Source organism: Wolbachia endosymbiont of Onchocerca gibsoni, from assembly GCF_029169405.1.
Lineage (GTDB): Bacteria > Pseudomonadota > Alphaproteobacteria > Rickettsiales > Anaplasmataceae > Wolbachia.
Genome location: NZ_JABUMP010000001.1, coordinates 868,032 through 891,889 on the forward strand (window position 1 = coordinate 868,032; position 23,858 = coordinate 891,889).

Consider the following 23,858-nt stretch of genomic DNA (forward strand, 5'->3'; position numbering starts at 1 on the left):
TCCTCTCTGTACCCATGCTTTAGCATCACGGGAAAAAAATGGCAACATCACCTTTCACTGCACTTTTCTATTTCTGTTATAACAAACTCATTTATAACAATTCACGATTAGATTGACACAAGATAAAGAGTAAATTAAAAATTGAATAGATCTTTAAATGCAAAGTTAATGCCCATAGAAATACTAATGCCTGTTCTCTCACCGACAATGAGTAAAACAGGAGGAAAAATTGTAAAATGGTACAAAAAAGAACAAGACAAAGTCGAAGTAGGCGATATAATTGCTGAAATAGAGACCGACAAAGCTATAATGGAGCTTGAATCTGTAGATAGAGGAGTTTTGGCAAAAATTTTAGTGTCAGAAGGAGTAAGCGGCGTACCTGTGAATCAACCGATAGCTATAATGCTGGAAGAGGAGGAAGATTGGAATGCACTTGATAACTACGTTTCAGCTTCTGTTACTAATATCAAACCTGAAAAGGAAATTGAAACTAACCTTCCAACATCATCCCAGTGCTTAACACTAAGACCTAGAAAAGAAGAAGATACCAACAAGGTAGTAGTAGAAGATAGAATAAAAATAAGCCCATTAGCTAAAAAAATAGCTCAAAGTGAAGGTGTTGACATAACGCACCTAAAAGGTACAGGTCCGCATGGTCGTATCGTTAAAGCTGACGTATTAGAACTTTTAGATGGTAATACACAAATTGAAAGCCGTAAAAGGTTAAGTGAAGACACTATAATCGAAGTAAGTAACATGCGCCGGACGATAGCAGAGCGCTTGGTTGAATCTAAGCAGAATATCCCACACTTTTATTTAACTGTAGACTGCCAGGTTGACAACCTCATATCACTCAAAAATAAGATTAACTCAGCAAACGAAAACAATAAAGTAACAATTAATGATTTAATCATTAAAGCTGCGGCTTTTAGCATAAAAAAATTTCCTGACATAAATTCCTCGTGGATAGATAACAAGATAGTAAGATATTCAAATATAGATATTTCAGTTGCTGTAGCACTTGAAGATGGCCTAATTACTCCTATAGTGAAAAATGCTGACAAAAAAGGTATTTTATCTATATCAAGAGAAGTGAAAACTTTAGTAAACAGAGCGAAATCCGGTAAATTAAAACCTGAAGAATTTCAAGGGAAAGGGTTCACTATCTCCAACCTAGGGATGTTTGATATAAAAGCTTTCAGCGCTATTATTAATCCGCCACAGTCTTGCATTATGGCCGTTGGTGCATCCAAAAAGCAACCGATTATTATAAATGAAAAAGTAGGGATTGCAGAGATAATGATAGTAACACTTTCAGCTGACCATAGAACAGTTGATGGAGTAATGGGAGCAAAATTTTTAAATACCTTTAAGCACTATATAGAGAATCCTCTAACAATACTTATCGAAGTTACATAAGTATTTAATCTACTTAACATTATTATTATTGAATTAATGCCCATAAATTTACAATCATATTGGTCAATGGTTTAGAGGTAAAAGTATATATATTGACACAAAAACGCACTAACATATAATATACCCTTTATTACCACAAGATTAAAATTTAACCTCTTTAATCTTGGATTCTGCAACTCTTTTATGAATAGCACTAAAGCTAAGTTCTTTTGGTACTAAGCCAGCTGTTTATGTTTATTGCAGATAATCTACCAAAACATGGTGTAAGATACTAGATACTAGAATATATGTTTCTCTTTTCAAACGCCTATATATCACCAATCCTCCTATTACACATATTAATTTATTACCACTTTTTGAATTGGTACAAATAGACAAGGTGACCTTATACTATCTAGATCTTCTGCAGACCTCACACTTTATTATAAGATGCGCTAGCATCTTTAATCAAGGGTGCAAGTAGCAGCATAACACCTTTTCTCTGTTCTGAGATATATAACTAACCTGCGTGATGATGATGGCCTCAAACTCAGCAATTCAGAAAAAGAATGAACTAAATTTTTTATATCAATGTTCATCCTACAAATTCAGAATAGACCACAAGATGGTAATATTAAATCCTCGATAAAAAAATAAGTTTTACTTAATTTTGTTTTGGCTAACTACAGGAAAATTACTTCCGCATACTCATACTCTCATTATACTGAGGGCAAAAATATTTAGAGAACTCAAAAAATCCACCTTCATCTGTAGGCTTTTCTATCAAAGAACTAAAACTCAGTAAAAAATATAGCGTACCTTCAATATACATGGATGTACACACATCCTGCATTTTTTCTGAATTCTTATTTAGAAGAGAACTACCAAATCTAGCAACTAAAATCAGTTTATAACTAGCTCAAGCTTTTGATAAATTTAAGTGCTAGTAACACACAAAAAACAGAATACATCTATGTTTTTTGTACTTTAAACCTCTAATGCTTAACTATTGAACAAGCCCTATAATATCCTTAACTTCTTTTATGCTATGATCTGCAATCTCTGCTGCTTTTTCTGTACCTCTTTTTAAGATTTCATATAAATAAGATTGGTACTTTAAGAGATGANTAATCTTCTCACGTATAGGTGATATGACACTGATGATTAAATCAGCTAACTCTTTCTTAAAGAACTTCATATCATGTTTATTCATTTCTTCACACACTTTACTTACATCAAAACTACCGAGTGCTGAATAAATGTTTAATAAATTACTTACTTCCGGGCGGTATTTCAAAGTAGCAAAATCAAAGCCTAGTATTGAATCTGTTTTTGCCTTTCCTATTTTTTTAATAATTAGATCATCGGTGTCATCAAGGTTAATGCATGAACCTTCTGAAGAATCAGACTTACTCATCTTACTTGCACTACTCCTTAAGCTCATTATCCTCGATGTATAATCTAAAAGTAGGATTTCAGGTATGATAAAATGATCAATTTTATAGTAACTGTTGAAAGTTAACGCAATATCACGTGCGAGCTCTAAATGTTGCTTCTGATCATCACCAACAGGAACGTATTTAGCTCGATACAGCAATATATCTGCAGCCATAAGTACCGGGTAACTATATAACCCCAAAGATGCTCTTTGTTTGCCATCACCAGCCTTATCTTTAAATTGAGTCATACGGTTAAGCCAACCAACTGGCGTATAACACCCAAGCAGCCAACCCAGCTTAGTATGGCCGCTAACCGTGGACTGACTAAAAATAATGGACTTTTCTGGATTTATTCCACACGCAATGTAAGCTGCTGCTGTTTTTAAAATATTACCTTTTAATTCGCTTGCAGAAAGCTTATTGGTTGTAATTGCATGTAAATCAACAATACAAAAAAAAGATTTATATTTATCCTGTAAATCTACCCACTGCTTAATTGCACCAAGATAATTGCCTAAATGCAATATACCACTTGGTTGAACACCTGAAAAAACAATATTACACATTATTTTACTAATTGTTTTCACAATCAGCAGATCTCTTGGAAATAACAACCATTGCAGGACGAAGTAACCTACTTTTAATAGTATAACCGGTTTGTAAAACCTCCATGATAGTGCCAACCTCTTTTTCATTATCTTCTCTCTCCACAATAGCCTGATGCAAATTACTATCAAAGAGTTCCCCAATTGGATCCATTTCTTTTATTCCGTATTTTTTAAGATCACTCATAATTTTTTGATGAGCTACTTTAATCCCCTCATGAACAGGATCACCATCTTCCAGGTTTTCCATTACTCTCTTCAAATTATCGCAAGAGTCTATTATATCACGTGCAAATTGTGTAACTGCATAATCGCTTGCATCGCTGATTTGCTTTTGCATTATACGTTTGACGTTCTCGTTGTCTGCAACAGCACGGCGTAAATGATCTTCAAGCTGAGCTGCGCGCTCTTTTAATATACTGAGATCTTCGTCCAAATCACTAGTTTGGTTGTTGCTATCATTTTGCTGACCTTCACTCTTCTGCTTATTTACCACATCGGTAAACTTCTTCCCCTTTTCTTTACTACCACTTGACATACCATTACCCCTAAGAACCTAATAAATATATAGCAATTAATCTAAAAATATCAAGAACTAGCCAAGTTTGTCTTTTTATGCTCGCATTTAAAAAGTTAATTAAAGCAGTTTTATAAGGAGAATCAGAAAAAGTACTAATATTATTTTGTGCTATGCTAATATAATGCCTTGCTTTCTCTATAGAAAGCTCAACAGCATTATGGTGATTAATATAGTACAATGCTTGATCAAAATCGCGTTCAGTTGAAGAAAAACATTTTTCCCAAAATTTTTGTTCCACCGTACTGCTTTTTTCATACGCTATAATGGCAGGTAAAGTAACTTTACCCTCAAAAAAGTCTTTTCCGACTTGCTTTCCAGAAGCACTTTGACTAGCAGTATAATCGAGCATGTCATCAATTATTTGAAATGCCATGCCAAAGTTAAATCCAAAACTCTTTAATCTCTCTATCTCATCACTTGTAGCACCAGATATCACAGATGCGGCTTCACAACATGCAGAAAATAAAGATGCTGTTTTTTCTCCAATGATATCAAAATAGTTTTTCCTAATAGTGTTAGGATTAAAGCATGTCGTCATCTGCTTTATTTCACCCTTCACAAGTGAACGCGATGCCCTAGATAGGATAGAAATAATGTTTAAATTCTCACACTCTATGAGCCACCTAAATGCCAGAGTCAATAATAAATCACCGACTAAAATGCTTGATTTATTCCCCCAAATTTTATTTGCTGTTTCAACTCCATGACGCACTTCACTTTCGTCAAGAACATCATCATGAAGCAAAGTGGCATTGTGTATGAATTCTACCGATGCAGCAACTTTAATTCTATCCTCTCTAGAATAGCCAAGCATTTTACATATAACAAAGACGAGCTTAGGCCTGATTTTTTTTCCACCTGACTTAACAAGGTGAGATATAACATCAGCAGCAAGCTTAATATCTTCATTATCAACACTATTAAAGATAAAATCTTTCATAGCTGACAAATCAGAAGATACAACATTATCTAATATATCATTATTATTTACTGACAGCATTAAAGAGACTTACGCCTCTTGTTCTTTTACTTTTTTTCTTTTTGTTTCCTTTGGTTCCATTTTTCTCTTTTCTGTTTCTAAAGCTAAAAGACCCTTTTTGATGAACCATAATACTCTTTCAGTTGCTTGCGCACCTACACTTAGCCAATATTTTAACCTATCAGCTTTTATCACAACACGATTTTTATTGTCTTTCGCTAGCATTGGATCATATTGCCCTATTCTTTCAATAAAACGTCCATCTCTTGGTGCACGCGAATCAGCTACAATTATTCTATAAAAAGGGCGTTTTTTTGCACCAAATCTTGCTAACCTTATTTTAACTGCCATGTTAACCTTTATTCATATGTTACTTATAACTTTATATAATAAGCAGTTCAAGTCAAATAAATTATTATACAACTTTTGCACCTTACAATGTACATATGACAGAGTGTCTGAAGTGCATCATGCTCAAATTTATGAAAATTATCTTAATATTACAAGGTTTATGAGGTTTCGCTGTTTAAACTTATTTTACCTATTTAGCTAGTCTCTATTGTAATTATGGAAAGTAACCTGGCTTTTATGAGAGCTGTACACATATGTTAGTTCTGCAATCAAAGTACACTGTAGGTGGGTAAAAGATTCATCGCATGTGACAATTGGACTATAGTTATTAAAGAAATAGTAGTAAAAACAGAAGTAAGCAATACATCCATACCACTTTTAATAAAAGTCGTTACCAGATGTAAAATTATTACCCTCTAAACTTCTTTTAATAAGAATAAAAAAGTCAAATAGAGTTTCTATTGAAGATATTGTTTAAGGTACCAAGCATTTCAACTGTGATGGCGAACCTAAACTTAACTTGGAAAGTCTACCCTTTCGCTTAGAATTACAGCTAATATTGCACAACTTTCTTCTTTCAAGAATTTTTATGTATTGTGCGAAAAGTCTTTAGAGCAACCTAAGAGCAAAGCTTCCTAAGATAAAGAAACCAAAAAATTAAGCTTTAATCTATAGTATATTTAGCTGATCTAATAATGACAATAGAAAAATAAAAACACTAAAATTTTTAATTATCAATCCTCACAAACAATGTGTAAAGCTAAATCTACATTAGAACTAAGCATTATAACACAGGTTCACACCTGAGCTCATGAGTTGACCATTCTTGCAAAATAGTATGATATTTTTTTTAATGATTAGCCATATAACCAAGAATGGATAAAACAGCAGGACCTTAAAACTTTAGAACACATAGGGTGAATACGGTATTGTATTTTGAAAGCGGAAATAGCAATCAACACCAAGTTTCGTACGTTATTTAAAATAGGTCTGCCCCCTAGAAATGAAGTTAGCCACTTTTGAAATATCTGAAGTAGAACTAATACCTCCATTGACATCCATCAGCGTCATTTCTAATAGACAATACCAATAGCAAAAAAGATGTCGGCAATGCTATATTTATAAAATTAATGGTTCTAGACTGACTCTACTAAAAGTCCAAGAGTTAGATAACAGGAACAAATACGGAAACCCAAGAAGAGTAGTAATTGAATGGGATATTAATATCGATTAGCTATAATCATTACAGTGTTAAATACTTGTCGCAAAATATTTTTACATAAAAAAGAAGTGTACCTGAGTCTTGTGAGAAACTAAAAGCATAGGAATTATCAGCTGATGTTGCTATACCTTTTTTAAAAAAAATAGTTAATTTAATATTAACAGCTTCTTAAAGAAACTATGATAAAGTTATACTTTCAAGCAAAATTAATTAAGAATATTCCACATGCTAATCTAAAGGTTAAAAAAGTAAAAAATTATGAATTTTTAAAAACTATACTATACCTAAAACAGCAACTACCTATCTCATGATAACAAAATAATTAAGTTTAACCACATAAAAGAGTTAAGATAAATCTTCAATCACAGTTAAACAACGCCTTAGCAAATTCTTTGCCAGTAAATTCCTTTAGATCTTCTATACTTTCACCAATTCCTATAGCTGGCAACTTCACTTTATAAGTTTCTGCAAGTCCAATAACTACTCCACCCTTAGCAGTGCCATCTAGCTTCGTTATAATTAGCCCAGTCACACTCACCATCTTACTAAATGCTTCTAATTGGCTATAAGCGTTTTGGCCAGTAGTTGCATCAAGAATTAAAATAACATCATGAGGGGCAGTATCATCTAATTTCTTTACTGTTCTATACATTTTTGATAGCTCTTCCATAAGGTTTACATTATTTTGTAGCCTGCCTGCTGTATCAATCAGAACAACATCAATGTTGTCTTTTATAGCTTGACTTACAGCTCTATATGCTAAACTTGCAGAATCACTTCCGTATTCTCCAATAACGATAGGACAACCAGAACGCTCTGCCCAAATATTTAACTGTTCACTAGCAGCAGCTCTAAATGTATCACATGCAACTAGCACAACAGATTTTCCCATCTTTCTATATTTATACGCGAGTTTGCCTATAGTTGTGGTTTTACCACTACCATTTATCCCACATACCATTATTATATGCGGTTTCTTATTCAAAATAAGCGGTTGCATAACAGGACTCAATATAGCTTCTATTTCATTGATTAACTGATGCGTAACAACGTTATGCTCAACTTCCTTATCACACTTGATACTTGCAAGCTTATCAATAATTAACTTAGAAGTTTTATGACCAACATCCATACTCACTAAAAGCTCTTCTAGCTCATCCAAAAGCAATTGATCTATTTCTTTTTTTTTGCCAGAAAAAATATTTTTCACCCCGTTGCTAAAGCGAAAAGAAGTTTTTAACAAGCCTTTATAAAAGTTACCAAACAAACTCAAGTAAATACTCCTTTTAAAATTTAAACTTAATGTAAAAAATTACATGTACTACATGTATTTGTAAAGCAAATATACTTGCGTGTGTCATCTTTTGTGAGTAAAATGTGCTAATCACAAGTGTGTTTTTCTTTAGTCTTTAAAGTAAATGTGTTATAATGTAAAGTAGTGGTTTATTGGGGGTAATTCTATGAGTTATAACAAAAAAATTTTAGATCATTATGAAAATCCAAGGAACGTTGGTTCCTTGGATAAAAATGATCCAAACGTTGGCACTGGTTTAGTGGGTGCACCATCATGCGGAGATGTCATGAAGCTACAAATAAAAGTTAATGACAAAGGTGTTATTGAAGATGCAAAATTCAAAACTTTTGGTTGTGGTTCTGCTATTGCTTCAAGCTCTTTACTCACGGAGATGATTAAAGGTAAAGCTATTGAAGATGTAACACAGATAAAGAACACTCAAATAGTGAAAGAATTATCTTTACCTCCAGTAAAGATACACTGTTCAGTACTTGCTGAAGATGCTATAAAAGCTGCTATTCATGATTATCAAAGTAAACAAAGTAAAAGTAATAACTAAAAAAGTTATGAACGAATATCAAAAAGTAAATGCTGTAAAGAAAGATAAAAAACCTATCACCATCACTACAAATGCAGTAGAAAGGATAGGATATTTATTGGATCAAAAACAGCATGATAACTTTAAAAAATCAGAAAAAGCAATAGGAATAAGAGTGCTAATTAAACAAAAAGGGTGTTCCGGTTTAAAATATGACATCGAATATGCATATGATACTCGCCCTTTAGAGTCGGTAATTGAAGAAAGATGCAGTAACGGTCAAAAAGTCAAGGTATTAATCGATCCGAAATCTATCATGTTTATCCTTGGCTCTGAAATAGATTATGTAGAGGAAAAATTCTCATCAGGTTTTATTTTCAAAAATCCTAATGAGAAAGGAAAATGTGGTTGCGGAGGAAGTTTTCATGTTTAGAAACCATTTTTCATTGCTTGAAATTGAGCCAGCTTTCAACATCAACTTTGATGAGCTAGAGAAAAAATATATTGAACTAAGCAAGACTGATATAAATAAAGGAAAGTCTAAAAACATGAAAAGTATAAACAAAGCTTACCAAGTGCTAAAGTCCCCACTAAAACGGGCCGAACATTTACTGGATCTTTTTGGCGTGAAAATCCAAGAGAATCATACAAATTCCGAGATACTAAATGAATCAATAGAAATAAGAGAGTACTTGCTAGATTGCGATAACCTGCAATTTGCAAGTAAGATAATTGATGAAAAGATAAAAAACTGCACTAAAAACTTAATTAATGCTTTTGCTATAAAAAATTTTGATGAAGCTGTAATGCAAGTTTTAAGATTGAAGTATCTATATAAGTCATTTGAAGAGGTAAAGAAAAATGCGTCCAATTCAAGTCTCTGAACCAAATTCAAATGAAATAGTTTTTGGGATAGACCTTGGTACCACCAATTCTTTAATTGCTGCAGTCAATAAAGATGGTAACGTAGAAATATTTAAAGATGAGCAGGGGAGAGAATTACTGCCTTCTGTTATTTCATATAAAAATAACATATTTAAAATAGGATATGATGCTGGCCTAGGTGCAATATACTCCATAAAACGCTTAATGGGTAAAAATGTCAAAGATTTGAATAAAGCAAGTATCAATTTTGAAATAGATGAGGAAAGTGAAAAAGTTATTAGGATAAAATGTGCAGAAGATAAATATCTTACTCCTGTTGAAATTTCTGCCGAGATATTAAAAGCTTTATGCGAAAAAGTAAAAAAATCCACAGGGATAAAAGTAAAAAAAGCGGTAATCACTGTGCCAGCTTACTTTGACGATTCAGCACGTAATGCAACCAAATATGCAGCAAAATTAGCTGGTATAGAGGTTCTTCGCTTAATTAATGAGCCAACTGCTGCTGCATTTTCTCATTCGATTAAAAAGAATAATAACAGTGGAATATACGCAGTTTATGACTTAGGTGGCGGAACATTCGATATTTCAATATTGAAGTTACATCAAGGAGTGTTTCAAGTCCTTGCGGTTGGCGGTGATACCGAACTTGGTGGTGATGATTTTGATCACCTACTAAGTTCAATTGTGCTTTCTAAGTATAGAGAAAAGGAAAGTTTAAGTGAAGAACGTCCCGATGTTACATACCTTAGTAACATTAGAATTCATAACACACGCCTTGTCAAGGAATACCTAAGCGAAAATACATCAGGCATTTTTGGCTTCAATATCAACGGTAAATTATTTAAATGCAAAATTACTAAAGAAGAATTCGAACAGGCAATTACCCCATTGGTTAACAAGACTATTAACATAACCACTCGTACTATATGCGATATAAATCTTAAAATTGATAGTATAAAAGGAGTAATTTTAGTTGGTGGTGCAACTAAAGTACCATTAGTACAAAATTCACTAGTCACACTTTTTGGAAATAAAATACTAAGTGATGTAGACCCAGACAAAGCAGTTGTAATTGGAGCAGCTTTACATGCTCATGTTTTAACTTCAGGCTTAAAAGATAGGAATATTCTCCTCGACGTTTTACCCTTATCACTTGGCATAGAAACCATGGGAGGAATAGTTGAAAAAATTATACCAAGAAATACACCACTACCAGTTTCAGAAACAAAAGAGTTTACGACTTACGCTCACGGGCAAACGGCAATGAAAATTCACGTTTGTCAAGGAGAACGCGAAATGATAGAAGATAACAAGTCTCTAGCACAGTTTGAACTAAAAGGAATACCGCCACTACCTGCAGGTTCTGCAAAAGTTGAAATAGAATTTACAGTTAATGTTGATGGAATATTAACTGTTACTGCAAGAGAAAAAAGCACTAGCATTGAACAAACGGTTGAAATAAATTCAAGTTTTGGCTTAAGTGAAACCGATATTCAAGACATGGTTAACCAATCAATAAATAACTTTGATAAAGATATGAAAGCTCGTTCTCTTGCAGAAGCAAAAGTCAATGGAAGTAAGTTTATACATCTGATTGAAAGCAACAATGGTCTTTCTATTAATCAAAGGTTAAAAAAACTATTGCAAAACGCAAAAAATGCTTTACAGGGAAACGACTTGAACAAAATTAATAACGCTATCGCTGAATTGAAAAATTCCTCTTTAAAGTTGTGTAAATTAATAAATAGATAGAGTTTTATACGATACTGTGCAATATCCTATTCAACCGCAGAGCAATAGGTATTCTGAAATTAAATGGCAACCAATTAACCTTTTCCAACTTAAACGATAAACCAACTATGCTTACACGCCCAATTATATTTTCCATTGGTACAAAACTAATTTCAGAAAACCTACTATCAAAAGAATTATTTCTGTTATCTCCCAAAACAAAAAATTGATTGTCAGGTACATAATAAGTCGGGCTATTATATGATAGTTCATTGAAAATATTATCTATTAAAATTTCATGTTCCCTCTCATGTGAAAGAGTTTCTATGTATCTTGGTATGCTACGATTTGATTCATAATCAAAAAAGTCTTCAATTTGCTTTCGCTTTACTTTTTGATTATTGAGGTATAATTCTCCCTCTATAATTTGCACTTTGTCACCTGGTATCCCTATTACTCGCTTAACGAACCTGATGCTGTCGTTTCTTGTTGGTTTGAAAACGATTATATCACCACGCTTTGGAGGAGTATAAAAGATTCTACCACTAAAGATGCTTGGAGAAAATGGAAAAGAGTACCTACTATAACCATATGAATACTTACTAACGAAAATATAATCTCCTTCAAGCAGAGTACTTTTCATTGACCCAGAAGGAATATGAAATGGTTCAAATAAAAAACTACGTATTGATAGTGCAATCAACAGCAAAAAAAATAATGAAGATAAAAACCTTCCTGTCCTTGCTACCAAGTTTTTCTTTAATCTCTCTAACTTTTTCAATTTTGTTTTCCTATAAATTATAGCTTATTATAATACGTAAAAGTAACAACGTAAAACTTTACTCGTGGACATTGTTTTTCACTACTAAATCCGAGTTACATAAGTTAGCTTCATCGCTTACTTACACTTCGCAAAGTTTTTGTTGTTTGCTCTAGAGAGCAAATATTTGAAGCTGATAAAAGCTAAAATTTACAAATTACCCTTAATAAGGAAACTTAATATATCCTTAACCAGTATATTAAAGGCTATATTTTAGACCGTCAATTATCTGAAGTTGTAGATATCAAGAGAATTAGTAGAAAGTTTCTGTAAAAAAACAGGCATACTATAGAGCTTCTTTTGTAGGTAACAATAAGATTAACTCATTAGTTAATCTTAGATACAGCATAATCTTAATAGAAATGTTTTTTTACTTTAAACCTCAGCTATCACTAACATAGCAGTATTTGTTACAGCTATATAGTTATAGAATTGAAGATTACAGTTACTAGAAAGTTTCATAAAAAAGTCAGTAAAGAAAAGTAAAAAACCTCATATAGATGAGCATTAGTACTGAAATTAAGAAGGTCTCTACCGAGAGTTTTAAACCCATAAAGCTCACTAGTAAACATTTTCATTTATCGCTTTCATTGAGCTAAAAGCAGAAACAAGCCTTCAAACAAAGCAAAGCTTCTTGTAGATCACCAGACACTAAAATAGTGCCATTTCCTTAAGTAACTTGATTTGTGCTAAATTCACCACAATTACCCTCCTTTAGGATTAGATCTTTCACGCAAATCAAGAAATCAAAACCTATCACACACTATAGTNCAGGTATAATAAAATTAATTTGTTTTAAATGTTCTAATCAAACTTTACTTATCAACTAATTAAAATTCATTTTACCACCTACACCTTCTAAGACTTCAATTCCTAAACGTTAATGAAGTAAATCTACATTTAAAGTTAGCAGCTGCTACTTTTTAAGTAAAACTGTATTCTTTACTTACAGCAAGCTAAAGTTGGCACACCATAAAAATAAGCTTCATAGAAAGCATTTATAATTTTTTAAAAACTCTTCTGGTTTTTGAGTATCTTACACATACTTACAACAGTGCCATCTTGTTTTAACCATGAAAAACTACTCCAAATTGTTTACTAAGCTTAGGTACATATAACCAGTGCTGATACCTTGCACTAGTGTAGAAATTATATTCTTATTATTGATGGAGTTTAGTAACTTATTGTATAGTATCCTACTCAAAGTTACGTTTTACATATATAAAGGCTGAGTCCAAGAAACATTCCTTGCTGCTGATTACGCAAAATTGTATTCACAATTTTTCCATTCCTCTTTAATTGCTTAAGCAAGACGTTTTCCTACTCTACTAATTCCCAAATTAGTTTTCATCATTAAAGACAAGTTAAGAACATGTTTACTGTCTCCAGAAACTATACAAAAGTTCCACATTATTTCACAGATCATTATTTTCATTCTATTAAAAAAACACATACTCTCAAAATTATTAGCTATTTTTCTATAGTCTTCTCCATAGAAACTTTTCGCAAAGCCTCTAATAAAATATTTTCTACATAACAAACATTTATATTAAGAATCAATAAGATTAGATGCTCTTTTGTCTATAAGAGATACTACAGCGCTATCTATGCTACTTTACAACCCACCTTTATATAAACTCTAAAAAAGAAATCGACCCTTTTAAGTAGGGCTTTATAAAATTTTAAAGAAGTCACATTTACACTAAAACTTATTTAGCTACAATATTCTTAAATAAAAGCTAAAAAAGGTAAAGATTATTAAGGCTATCATCTAAATATCTCTAACACTAGTATCTAGAAAAAAGAAACATAAACCACGCGTCACGCGTTAAGGTTACACCATTTGGTGTAAACTCACCTTTTACTACTCTTATGTTTATCTTTTCATGATATCTCACTTAGTTTATTTTGCACCTCTTGAACAGATACTTTTTTTTAACTTATCGTATTTCTTTATCTACTGATCAAATATACTAGACCATATAAGAAAAGCCATTATTAAAATAACTCTACAGTAAAAGTAGTCACATTATAGCACCTTTGTGAGAGATAGAATCTGCTGTTTACCTAGTATTAAGTATATTACAAAAAGTTAGCTTATAATTACTATCAGACTTAACAACCTTTTTTAATATGGTTACGTATGACCAACTCCAGCCAGCCAAGTATCACATCAATCTATTTTTGGCAAAGTAGCTATTAGTAGAACTATTCAAGACAATATTTGCTATCATAGATACTGTCCAATAGTTTTTCCCTTTTTTTACAAAGTAAATTCCTTCTTTGCATTATAGCTTTTTTAAAGCTATCCATTATTATTTCGCTTATTGTCAGTACATTACATATATTTTATGCATACTGATACTAACAGTCATCATATGCTGAAAGAAGAACTTCATTCTTGTTGATATAAACGATACGTATCACTAACTTCTATTGCAGAATAAAGCCACCTTTTTCTCTTATGATCTTCTATAGCACTGGATCAATTTTATCATAAAAATTAATTTTTAGCACTTTATATGCCAAATTATATGTAGAAATATATAATTTGATATAAAAATATAAATCATCTATTATATCTTTAAGCAAAGTTTTTATCACTTTATCTGATTCAAGTGTTTCAACAATATTATTCCTGTTTTCACTTTGATAACCTCTTGTTTTATGATAAGGCCTTTTTTAATAAGTTTATTATTTTTATCACACATTTTCACCTTTAGAAGCGAGTTTCCTTTATATAATATATAATATAAAATTACTTTGTTGTCCCTCTTTTTGCAACCTTAAATCATTAATATTGTTCCCCCCTCAACCATACCAACGTATAAGTTAATAACACATATATTACCATTTTTCTTTAATCTGCAATACATAGTAGAAAGCTTAATCAGCTTCTTATAGAATAGGTTTTTATTATCTATTTTAAATATTATACTATTTCTACTCAAGCACTACTTCAGTAGTTTTGTTACCCTATGCAGCAGATAACTTTCTGATCATAGTATTAAAATTAGTAAAAGAAGTTATATTAGTGATAAAACTTCTTATCACACGTACCATATCCACAGTAACATTTTTCTGCTCTGAATTAAAGAATATTTCCATCTTCCTTCGTAATCTATACCTTGGATGTAATTAATTTACAAACATTAATTATTTGTTGATAATGATACACAAGTATAATTACAAAATTGTTGATAATACTGCAACACTAAATGAACTATATTATTAATGCCTATAATAGGTTTAACATTCCTATAGTCAGAGGAAAAGGAGTATACCTTTTTGATAAAAATGGTAAAAATATTTAGACTTTGCTGCAGGTATTTCCCAACTTCCTTGGGATACTGCCATCCATATATTATAAACAAGTTGAAGAAACAATTAGATTCATTGTGGTACTGCTCTAATATTTTCATTCCTCAACAGGAAAGGCTTGCTGAGCGTTTAACAGCACTTACTTTTGCAGATGAGTTTTTTTGCTCAAGCGGACTTGAGGCAACAGAGGCCACAATCAAATTTATTCGTCGTTATTTTTATTTAAAAGGTGAGGAAAAGCGTTATCGCATTATTACAATCAAAGTAGGTTTTCATGGACGTAGTATTGCTGCAATTTCTGCTGGAGTAAGCAAGAAACTACGCGAAGGCTTCGCTCCTCTCCTTCCTGGTTTCGATAAAGAGCCAAGAAATGAAACATCAAAGCACTAGAGAAAAAGATCAGTAATGAGACAGCTGCTGTGTTTTGAGAATCTATACAAAGCGAGGGGGAGTGTATATTCTAGATGTAAAGTACCTGCAAAAGGTGAGAGAAATAACAAGAGCTCAAGGAATAATTTTGTGTTTTGATGAAGTGCAATGTGGATATGGACATATCGGTTCTTTATTTTATTATCAGAACATAGAAATTGAGCCTGACATGTTAACTTGTGCAAAAGCTATGGGCAATGGATTCCCTATAGCTACATGTTTAATAAAAGGCTATATAGCAGAAGCGATTACCCCAGGAACTCATGGATCAACCTATGGCGGTAATCCTCTTGCTATGACTGTCAGTAACGCAATGCTTGATATAATGCTAAAAGAAAGTTTTTTTAATCATGTTAGAAGAGTTAGTAAATATCTGAAAGAGAAATTGCTACCTTTAGCTAAAAAATTTCTAAAGATAATCTCAGAAATTCATGAAGAAGGTTTATTGATAGGAGTAGAGATCAAAGTACCTTTTGCTGATAAAATTGTTATCCGATCTCTTGACAAAGGCTTAATAATAACTAGAGTTTTAAATAATAGAGTAATAAGAATAACCCCTCCACTTATTACTGAGGGTAAACATGTAGATGCAGCATGCGATATACTCTATAGTTTATTTTTTGAGGTTAAAAATATGTAAATGTTTTAGGTATATAAAACCTAGCCATACAGAACTTCAAATTTACAAATGCTTCTTATAGTAAACAAAATTAACTCTGTTTTTTATCACAGTAATATTACACTTTAATGAGTCAGTTATTGATTTTAGTATTATCAATAATTTTTGTTTTGCTGATTTTATCATTTTTATTTTCAGGAGCAGAAATAGGATTAACCTCTATTAGCCGTTCCCGAGTGAATAAATTAAAGCTAGATGGTAACAAAAAAGCCAAGGTAATCGACCATTTATTAAATAAAAAGGAATTAACAATAGGTACAATATTACTCGGCAACACAATTATTAACATTACCTGTTCCGCTTTACTTACAGCAATAGTCATAAACTTTTTTGGGAACGAAGGCGTCTTTCTATTAACAATTACAATGACATTCTGCATCTTGCTGTTCTGTGAGGTATTACCAAAAACTTACGCCATGCAAAACCCTGAGAAGTTTACATCATTTTCTGCTTATTTTGTACTGTTTTTTGTCAAGATCTTTTCTCCATTGACGTCAGGTATTCAATTTATTGTTAATCTCATTTTAAAATTATGTGGTCCTCACAAAGACAGAGAGGTAATATCTACAGCAGATGCAATGCGTAATATGATTGTTCTTCATCGCAGTGAAGGAACCATGTTAAAACAGGACTTAGATATGCTAAACAGCATACTTGATTTAGCTGAGACAGAAATATCAGAAATCATGACCCACAGAAGAAACCTATTTTCTCTTGATATAGATCGAAATAAGGAAGAATTAATAAGAGAAATTTTAACCAGCAGTCACAGTAGGGTACCATTATGGCAAAAAGAACCTGATAACATCATCGGAGTAGTTCACGTAAAAAACCTAATAAACGCTTTGCGTGAAAAAGATAACAGAACAGAAGAGGTTAACATTGCTCAAGTTATGTCAAAACCTTGGTTTATACCAGAAAGTACGCCGCTTAGCGTGCAACTGCATAATTTCCGTAAAAACAGGAAACACCTTGCGTTTGTTGTTGACGAGTATGGAGCCCTACAGGGAATCGTAACTCTTGAGGATATTCTAGAAGAAATAGTTGGAGAAATCTCTGATGAACACGATTTAATCACAGAGAATTTCATAAAGAAAATATCTGATAATATGTATCACATAGAAGGAAAATCTACTATTAGGAACATTAATAGGCAGTTACATTGGAATCTTCCTGATGAAGAGGCTACAACTTTGGCAGGCATGATTGTAAATGAAATAGAACGTATTCCTGACGAAGGTGAAGAGTTCTCCATGTATGGTTTTTATTTTAAGATTTTAAAAAAAGATAAAAACACTATTACTGCTATTGAAGTACGAGCGAAAATTGATAATACTGTAACAGCAATTAATTAATTTAGTTTTATGAAAAGCGCAGTAAAAATAATAGCTGATAAGCTAAAAAGCTACATAAAGAGAATCGAAAAACTTGAACAAAAAAAGAAAGACATATAAAACCACATTTGTGACATGTATGCAAAAGCTACAGATAAAGTTTGGGATACAAAAGTGATGAGACAGATTGTTAGACTAAAAAAATGAATAATGATAATAGAGAAAAATAGGAAATGTTACTTGGTACTTATAAGCGTACATTAGAAATCAGTTATGAAGAAGATTAAATGAATAACAGGATTGTAATTGGAATAAGTGGAGCATCTGGTTCTATTTATGGTGTACGTATTTTAGAGACATTAAAAAAGGTCAGTAAATCTCTTGAACTTACTACAACAGATTCCAGCATCACGCACTCGAATAATACTAAATCAAGTTACGAAACTCATCTAGTAATAAGTAGTGCTGGAAAAATAACCATAAATCATGAAGTTACAGAAAAACTTGAGGATATCATATCACTTGCAGATTTTTACTACTCTGAGGAAAGAATAGGAGAAAAGATAGCAAGTAGCTCATTTAAAACTTTAGGAATGATTATCGCTCCATGTTCTATAAAAACAATGTCTGAAATTGCATCAGGTATTACTTCCAATTTATTAACAAGAGCTGCAGATGTAACATTAAAAGAAAGAAGAAAATTAGTTCTTATGGTGCGAGAATCACCATTGCATCTTGGCCATTTACAAAACATGTTAAAACTAACAGAGATGGGAGCAATTATTGCTCCACCAGTGCCAGCTTTCTATATTAAGCCAAAATCTTTGGAAAATATTATCAATCACTCTATTGGCAAAGTATTGAATTTGTTTGATATTAAATTACCTAACCTCAAAGAATGGCAAGGAGTGTAGCAAATGTCAATTATCATTGATGGTAAAAAAATAGCAAGTAATCTACATAAAAAGCTATCACGAAAAATTAATGTTTTAAAGAGAGAACACAACATTTTTCCTTGCCTTAAAGTAATCCTTGTGGGAAGCAATCCAGCAAGTCAGATCTATGTTCGCAATAAACAAAAAAAAGCAGAATCAATAGGTATAAGTTCTGAAACTATTGTTTTATCTGACAGTATTTCAGAAGATAAATTAATTACAAAGATTAATGAATTAAATACAGATCTATCTGTTCATGGCATTTTAGTACAATTGCCTTTACCAAGTCATATTAATACAAGCAGAGTAATTAACATAGTAAATGTCGAAAAAGATGTAGATGGCTTTCATGATGAAAATGTCGGTAGACTAGTTAAAGGTGAAAAAAATTGTCTTATACCTTGTACTCCTAAAGGTTGTTTATATTTAATTAAATCAATTGAAAAAAACCTTTCTAGTAAAAATGCTGTTGTGATTGGGAGATCAAATATTGTGGGTAAGCCAATGTTTCACCTATTGTTACAAGAAGACTGCACTGTTACCATCTTACACTCACAGAGTAGAAATTTAGCTAAATATTGCTCTAAGGCAGATATAATAGTCGCAGCAGTCGGAAAGCCAAGATTTGTTCAAAAAGACTGGATAAAANAAAGCGCAATAGTAATTGACGTTGGCATAAATAGTGTAAACACAGAAGGGCAACCAAGACTCATAGGTGACGTTGACTTTGATGGGATAAAAGAAAAAGCCAAAGCTATTACTCCAGTACCAGGAGGCGTCGGCCCAATGACTATCGCATTTTTGATGGTAAACACTATTATTGCTACTTGTTTACAGAAGGGAATTGATGCTTCTAGTTTTATATGCCAAGACCTATAGTTGCAGTAATATGATTAGTTAGGATGATAAAATTGAAATATAGTTAATAATAATCTTTCTTTTGCTATATTCAAGTACAAGCTTCTATTATAATTTTCATTTACCGCACCGTGGATCCAACCATAATCTATAATTTTATTATATAAGAATATAAGCAATATAAAAAAATTGCTGAGTAGCAATGGCAAATTTGTTGTACTTACATTTGATAATAGATCTCCAACAATAGAACATGTGATACTACCAATGTTCTAAAAAATCTATGAAGCAAAAGCAACACTTCTTCTTTTATGAACGTATAAACAAAAAATATCTGAAATAGTAGAAAAATCCATAAAGCAAGCCATGAGCTGGAGCTATTCTTGGTCACATAGAAAATTGATGTTATTCGCAAGTGAGAAATAATTCAAGTGTTTTAAAAGACAAACATGGCAATTAAAAAACATAATAGAGCAGAATAATATAAAATAGTTTTGTCCGCCATATGAATAGTATGACAATAATTTAATTAAAAACACCGATTAATTGAGTATGTATTTGATATCATGAATAGTTAATTTCCTGAATTAATAAAAGCAATAAACCAAAGATACTAGCAAAAGAGTTATAAGAATGTACATAATGGAGCAATGCAATTGCTCCATTATCACAACAATAAATCAAATATAATCAAAGTTTAATCTTATATAGTCAGATATTAACAAGTCTAATTAGAACTTGTCACCTTAAGTAAGTCAGAGAAAAGGGCTTGTAGTGTAGTTAAAACTAAAAGTATATCAAAAGAAATCATAGTTTATGATTCATTAAATTAGATAGTGTACAGATGTTAGAATGTGATATACCTAGATATAATATTACTTCCCCTGCTTATTTTTGATTTTTAAAAAGATATAACCTAGAAAAATGAATTCCATTCATGTACCGGAATAATAACTTTCTACCCAATTCATTAATCGTTTTAGTTATAAATGTTAAGAAGATTAACAAATGAAAAAAGTAAAAGAGAATAAGGTTGATATTCGTTTTAAAACGTTAGCATTTTTTTATGTTTTAAACGTTTAATAACCGCAATTTAGCTGCATTTAAAGATACTTAAGAAATTTACTGTTCAAAAAAAACCGGCAAAAGAAACCCTGTGGTAGATGGTTATTCTTTCTCTAAATTCTACAAATCGGCATTGCTGCTTAAACACTTTATAAAACATGTTTTAGCTTATATAGGTAAAAACCTATGGATCCGTAAAGATATAAGATTCACATAGTTCAAAAATAAAAACATAGAATATCAATTACTTAATATTTTTGTCATTTTACCTCACAGATTGAAGATAACTAAACACCTTCAATTCTTCTTAAGAAGACTGTAAAAACTTGTTAAGTAACTTTTGCATCTTCTGTAAGCTACTTAGCTTATGGTTGATGTATGTCAAATGACATCTTCGTACTTCATTGCTATAATATTCAATACACTATCTTTATAAATCATATAGTTATGTATCAAAGTTTTTCGTTCTTTTATATTCGTATCACAAAACTATGTTTGAAGAGATTCTATGCGAACAAAAAACAAAGTCTTTAACCGCAGGGCATTTATACTAGGTGGTATCCAACTTACCATTTCTGCGATTTTCAGTTGCAGACTATATAATTTACAAATACGAAACAGAAAAAAATACGAAGCACTATCTAACAATAATAGGATACGAATCGCTACTATTGTACCTATGCGAGGCAGAATTTTAGATAGGAATGGCATTGAGCTTGCAGCAAACAAAATTTCTTATGTTGTTTCATTTAATGGACAAAAGGCCTCTAACAAAGAAGTCGATTTGCAAACATTATCAGAAATTGAATCTAAGATAGCAAAGTCGTCAGAAATAAAAGTAACCGCTTTTTATAAACGTTATTACCCTTTCGGTTCAATATGCTCTCATACACTAGGGTATACAAAAAAACAGCAAGGCACGAGTGAGACAGGAGTAAGTGGTATTGAATATACATACGATAATATATTAAAAGGTGAGCCAGGAAAGTCTGAGCAGGAAGTCAATTCTAAAAACCGTGTCATGAGAGAATTGTTGAATATACCACAGCAGGACGGTCAAGATGTACAGTTGACAATTGACATTGATTTGCAAAAAAAAATTGCAGAAATATTTAAAGATCACAATGGCTCTGTAGTTGTAATCGACGTAAATAACGGAGAAATTTTAGCGTTATATAACTCACCCTCTTATGACAATAATCTCTTTACTAGCAGATTATCGAACGAAACTTTGGAAAGCCTAAATGCTCCTTCATTACCACTTATAAATCGTGCACTATCATACCAAATTCCACCTGGCTCAATATTTAAGATAATAGTTGCACTTGCAGGTTTAAAAGATGGAATAATTATCCCAGAAGAAAAATTCTCATGTAATGGTTATATGAAAATAGGTGAACGGAGATTCCGTTGCTTGCAAAGTAAAATTCATGGATGTGTGTCTTTGAATGAAGCAATGGTTCTCTCATGTAACACTTACTTTTATAATATAGGAAAAAAAATAAGTGTAGACTCTCTAGTAGAAATGGCTAGAAAATTTGGTATTGGTAGTGGTCCACTAATTGAAACATTTAAGGAAGAAGCTCCAGGATTATTGCCTGATAGAGATTGGCGTTCACGAAAGTTATACTCAGAATGGTATTTAGGCGATACTATAAACTTAGTTATAGGACAAGGATATTTGCTCACAACACCACTGCAGCTTGCAGTCCTTGCAGCAAGAATTGCAACAGGGAAAAAGGTAATTCCCTACATTAAAACAAGTAAAACGATACGAGATTTTCCTAATATTAATATAGATTATGAACATCTTAGAATAGTTCAAAAAGCTATGTCTGACGTGGTGAATTCTAAAATTGGAGTCTATAGAAGAAGGCTTGTACTTACAAGCAGTATACAAATCGCCGGTAAAACTGGTACACCAGAAATAAACTCTAAGGGTGAAAGTCACAAACTATTTATCGCTTATGGCCCTTATCATGACCCACGCTACGCAGTCTCTGTATTTACAGAATATGGTAAAGCTCCACGCCAGGATATTGCTATAGCTAATGAGATATTACAACACATGTTTAAAAAGTGATTTTTACAAAGATTAACTTATTTAACTTATCTATAAACCATTGACAACTGTTTATAGCTTTGTTATCATTAATATTGATGTTAATAGTGAGAGAAAATGTATATATCCACTACTACGCTATCAAAAGGTAGTACAAATCACTGGGAACTTATCAAAACTAAGTTAACTGTATTTCAACCATTAATTACTATTTTAGCATCATCTGCATTAAGTTTTACAGCTGGTCAATATCTTCCTTGTATCACTACAACAATTTCTAATTCTAGAGTCAATACAGTAGCTCCTTTGACAATTTTTATTGTTTTTGCAGTTGCTACACTGGTTNNAGTAGCATATCTTATCAAACTCAGTGTTTCTAAAGTTAGTAATAAAAAAGAAGTAAGTCTCAGTAGAGGAACTTTCAAAGAGGAACAGCAAACAAAAAAAATGATAAAAAAATCATTGCTTGAAAAGCGATCAATTGAAGAAAGTTTTAATAAAACTGTTAAGAGGCAAGGTAGTGAATCACAAATAAAAGTTGATAGTGATATTGATTTGAAGAATAAATCAAGTATATACACCTCTACACAGCTTTCATTAGCTCCTGACACAGCTGTTTTACAAACTGACGCTGCAGGATCACCACACAGTGCTGCTACGCAGTTTTCTCTTACTTCAAGCTTAAGTGAAATCCTTTCATCAAAAAAAGTTAATGGCTCTAACATGCTTGAAGCTGGAATTGGTAATGATACCAACCAAGGAAGCAGTAAAGATATTTTACTCGAGCAGATAAAAAAAGGAGTTAAGCTAAGGCACACTAAAAATACAAATGTACAGCAAAAGCAGTCTAGTACTACTGGTCAAAATCAAGATATGGTTTTGATTCTTAATATCGCACTTGCACGAAGGAGAATAGCAATCAAATCCTCAGACAGCGAAAGTGAGTGTTCTAGTTTTAATAGTAGTTCAGGTTGGAGTACAGATGAAGAAAGACCGAAAAAAAAGAGGCTAACAAAACACAAGGAAAAGTATACACCTCAGGCTCTCCCATCAGACAATGAAAAAGGAAACATAACTCCCGAAAGTGGTTATAGGTCCGGTGACGACATCAAGCCTGAACTCGTATCATTATTACACTCTGCACTAAAAACAGATAAGCCTTCCGTGTCACCAAAGCCAACCAATTTACAAATGAGATCTAAAATTTCTCTTATAAAGGAAAAGAGCAATACAGATCTAGTGAATAGTGAGGTACAAGATCCATCTACTCTTTCTTTTAAAGAACGTATGAGTCGATTCGGAAATTAGAAGAAAAGAAAAAAGATATAATACA

Annotated in this window: 19 protein-coding genes; 12 read left to right on the forward strand and 7 right to left on the reverse strand. The window is 32.1% G+C overall.

The window, feature by feature from the left end:
• Positions 1-168 precede the first annotated feature (168 nt).
• Positions 169-1,419 carry a pyruvate dehydrogenase complex dihydrolipoamide acetyltransferase gene (locus HSX44_RS03395; RefSeq protein ID WP_275602303.1) on the forward strand — a complete coding sequence of 417 codons (1,251 nt, stop codon included), beginning with the start codon at positions 169-171 and terminating at the stop codon, positions 1,417-1,419.
• A gap of 985 nt (positions 1,420-2,404) precedes the next feature.
• Here HSX44_RS03395 and trpS read toward each other — a convergent pair.
• The 5 genes from trpS to ftsY form a co-directional block, all read right to left on the reverse strand.
• The gene (gene trpS / locus HSX44_RS03400) at positions 2,405-3,403 is read right to left on the reverse strand and encodes a tryptophan--tRNA ligase (RefSeq protein WP_275602304.1); all 999 of its coding nucleotides are present in this window, start codon (positions 3,401-3,403) and stop codon (positions 2,405-2,407) included.
• Between the two features lie 7 nt (positions 3,404-3,410).
• Positions 3,411-3,980 (reverse strand): nucleotide exchange factor GrpE, encoded by a 570-nt coding sequence (locus HSX44_RS03405; protein WP_275602305.1) that lies wholly within the window; start codon positions 3,978-3,980, stop codon positions 3,411-3,413.
• 10 nt (positions 3,981-3,990) lie between these two features.
• Entirely contained in the window at positions 3,991-5,022 is a 1,032-nt protein-coding gene (locus tag HSX44_RS03410) for a polyprenyl synthetase family protein (RefSeq protein WP_275602306.1), read from the reverse strand.
• Positions 5,023-5,031: 9 nt separating this feature from the next.
• Positions 5,032-5,352 (reverse strand): 30S ribosomal protein S16, encoded by a 321-nt coding sequence (gene rpsP, locus HSX44_RS03415; protein WP_275602307.1) that lies wholly within the window; start codon positions 5,350-5,352, stop codon positions 5,032-5,034.
• Between the two features lie 1,580 nt (positions 5,353-6,932).
• A complete protein-coding gene (gene ftsY / locus HSX44_RS03420; RefSeq protein ID WP_275602308.1) occupies positions 6,933-7,847 on the reverse strand; it encodes a signal recognition particle-docking protein FtsY in 915 nt (304 codons plus the stop codon).
• 187 nt (positions 7,848-8,034) lie between these two features.
• On the opposite strand from ftsY, the gene iscU reads away from it, so the two are divergent.
• The 4 genes from iscU to hscA are packed head-to-tail and all read left to right on the forward strand — an operon-like array spanning position 8,035 to position 11,043.
• The gene (gene iscU / locus HSX44_RS03425) at positions 8,035-8,427 is read left to right on the forward strand and encodes a Fe-S cluster assembly scaffold IscU (protein WP_275602309.1); all 393 of its coding nucleotides are present in this window, start codon (positions 8,035-8,037) and stop codon (positions 8,425-8,427) included.
• Between the two features lie 7 nt (positions 8,428-8,434).
• A complete protein-coding gene (locus tag HSX44_RS03430) occupies positions 8,435-8,839 on the forward strand; it encodes a HesB/IscA family protein (protein WP_275602310.1) in 405 nt (134 codons plus the stop codon).
• On the forward strand, positions 8,832-9,290 hold the full coding sequence (locus tag HSX44_RS03435; RefSeq protein WP_275602311.1) for an iron-sulfur cluster co-chaperone HscB C-terminal domain-containing protein: 459 nt from the start codon (positions 8,832-8,834) through the stop codon (positions 9,288-9,290). Before HSX44_RS03430 ends, HSX44_RS03435 begins: the two co-directional genes overlap by 8 nt.
• Positions 9,268-11,043 (forward strand): Fe-S protein assembly chaperone HscA, encoded by a 1,776-nt coding sequence (gene hscA, locus HSX44_RS03440; RefSeq protein ID WP_275602312.1) that lies wholly within the window; start codon positions 9,268-9,270, stop codon positions 11,041-11,043. The genes HSX44_RS03435 and hscA overlap by 23 nt, the downstream gene beginning before the upstream one ends.
• A gap of 4 nt (positions 11,044-11,047) precedes the next feature.
• Here hscA and lepB read toward each other — a convergent pair whose 3' ends face one another.
• The gene (gene lepB, locus HSX44_RS03445) at positions 11,048-11,803 is read right to left on the reverse strand and encodes a signal peptidase I (RefSeq protein WP_275602313.1); all 756 of its coding nucleotides are present in this window, start codon (positions 11,801-11,803) and stop codon (positions 11,048-11,050) included.
• A 2,825-nt stretch (positions 11,804-14,628) separates the two neighbouring features.
• A complete protein-coding gene (locus tag HSX44_RS03450) occupies positions 14,629-14,793 on the reverse strand; it encodes a hypothetical protein (RefSeq protein WP_275602314.1) in 165 nt (54 codons plus the stop codon).
• Positions 14,794-15,139: 346 nt separating this feature from the next.
• On the opposite strand from HSX44_RS03450, the gene HSX44_RS03455 reads away from it, so the two are divergent.
• The 7 genes from HSX44_RS03455 (at position 15,140) to HSX44_RS03480 (ending at position 22,546) form a co-directional block, all read left to right on the forward strand.
• Positions 15,140-15,553 carry an aminotransferase class III-fold pyridoxal phosphate-dependent enzyme gene (locus HSX44_RS03455; RefSeq protein ID WP_275602315.1) on the forward strand — a complete coding sequence of 138 codons (414 nt, stop codon included), beginning with the start codon at positions 15,140-15,142 and terminating at the stop codon, positions 15,551-15,553.
• A 61-nt stretch (positions 15,554-15,614) separates the two neighbouring features.
• On the forward strand, positions 15,615-16,232 hold the full coding sequence (locus tag HSX44_RS03460) for an aminotransferase class III-fold pyridoxal phosphate-dependent enzyme (protein WP_275602316.1): 618 nt from the start codon (positions 15,615-15,617) through the stop codon (positions 16,230-16,232).
• 107 nt (positions 16,233-16,339) lie between these two features.
• A complete protein-coding gene (locus HSX44_RS03465; RefSeq protein WP_275602317.1) occupies positions 16,340-17,626 on the forward strand; it encodes an HlyC/CorC family transporter in 1,287 nt (428 codons plus the stop codon).
• Between the two features lie 114 nt (positions 17,627-17,740).
• Complete coding sequence (locus tag HSX44_RS03950) at positions 17,741-17,812, forward strand: hypothetical protein (protein ID WP_338063368.1); 72 nt, start codon at positions 17,741-17,743, stop codon at positions 17,810-17,812.
• A gap of 80 nt (positions 17,813-17,892) precedes the next feature.
• A complete protein-coding gene (locus tag HSX44_RS03470) occupies positions 17,893-18,519 on the forward strand; it encodes a UbiX family flavin prenyltransferase (protein WP_275602319.1) in 627 nt (208 codons plus the stop codon).
• A 3-nt stretch (positions 18,520-18,522) separates the two neighbouring features.
• Positions 18,523-19,419: a bifunctional methylenetetrahydrofolate dehydrogenase/methenyltetrahydrofolate cyclohydrolase FolD gene (folD, locus tag HSX44_RS03475; RefSeq protein ID WP_275602320.1), complete on the forward strand. Its 897-nt coding sequence runs from the start codon at positions 18,523-18,525 to the stop codon at positions 19,417-19,419.
• Positions 19,420-20,971: 1,552 nt separating this feature from the next.
• Positions 20,972-22,546, forward strand: a complete 1,575-nt coding sequence (locus tag HSX44_RS03480) for a penicillin-binding transpeptidase domain-containing protein (RefSeq protein WP_275602321.1) — start codon at positions 20,972-20,974, stop codon at positions 22,544-22,546.
• The last annotated feature ends 1,312 nt before the right edge of the window (positions 22,547-23,858 follow it).

Excerpts from the sequence above, each read along its gene's own strand:
- iscU (WP_275602309.1), top strand. The coding sequence starts at position 8,035 with ATGAGTTATAACAAAAAAATTTTAGATCATTATGAAAATCCAAGGAAC.
- HSX44_RS03470 (WP_275602319.1), top strand. The coding sequence starts at position 17,893 with ATGAATAACAGGATTGTAATTGGAATAAGTGGAGCATCTGGTTCTATT.
- HSX44_RS03405 (WP_275602305.1), bottom strand. The coding sequence starts at position 3,980 with ATGTCAAGTGGTAGTAAAGAAAAGGGGAAGAAGTTTACCGATGTGGTA.
- HSX44_RS03410 (WP_275602306.1), bottom strand. The coding sequence starts at position 5,022 with ATGCTGTCAGTAAATAATAATGATATATTAGATAATGTTGTATCTTCT.
- HSX44_RS03455 (WP_275602315.1), top strand. The coding sequence starts at position 15,140 with ATGGTAAAAATATTTAGACTTTGCTGCAGGTATTTCCCAACTTCCTTG.
- rpsP (WP_275602307.1), bottom strand. The coding sequence starts at position 5,352 with ATGGCAGTTAAAATAAGGTTAGCAAGATTTGGTGCAAAAAAACGCCCT.
- HSX44_RS03435 (WP_275602311.1), top strand. The coding sequence starts at position 8,832 with ATGTTTAGAAACCATTTTTCATTGCTTGAAATTGAGCCAGCTTTCAAC.
- HSX44_RS03430 (WP_275602310.1), top strand. The coding sequence starts at position 8,435 with ATGAACGAATATCAAAAAGTAAATGCTGTAAAGAAAGATAAAAAACCT.
- HSX44_RS03395 (WP_275602303.1), top strand. The coding sequence starts at position 169 with ATGCCCATAGAAATACTAATGCCTGTTCTCTCACCGACAATGAGTAAA.
- hscA (WP_275602312.1), top strand. The coding sequence starts at position 9,268 with ATGCGTCCAATTCAAGTCTCTGAACCAAATTCAAATGAAATAGTTTTT.
- HSX44_RS03480 (WP_275602321.1), top strand. The coding sequence starts at position 20,972 with ATGCGAACAAAAAACAAAGTCTTTAACCGCAGGGCATTTATACTAGGT.
- HSX44_RS03465 (WP_275602317.1), top strand. The coding sequence starts at position 16,340 with ATGAGTCAGTTATTGATTTTAGTATTATCAATAATTTTTGTTTTGCTG.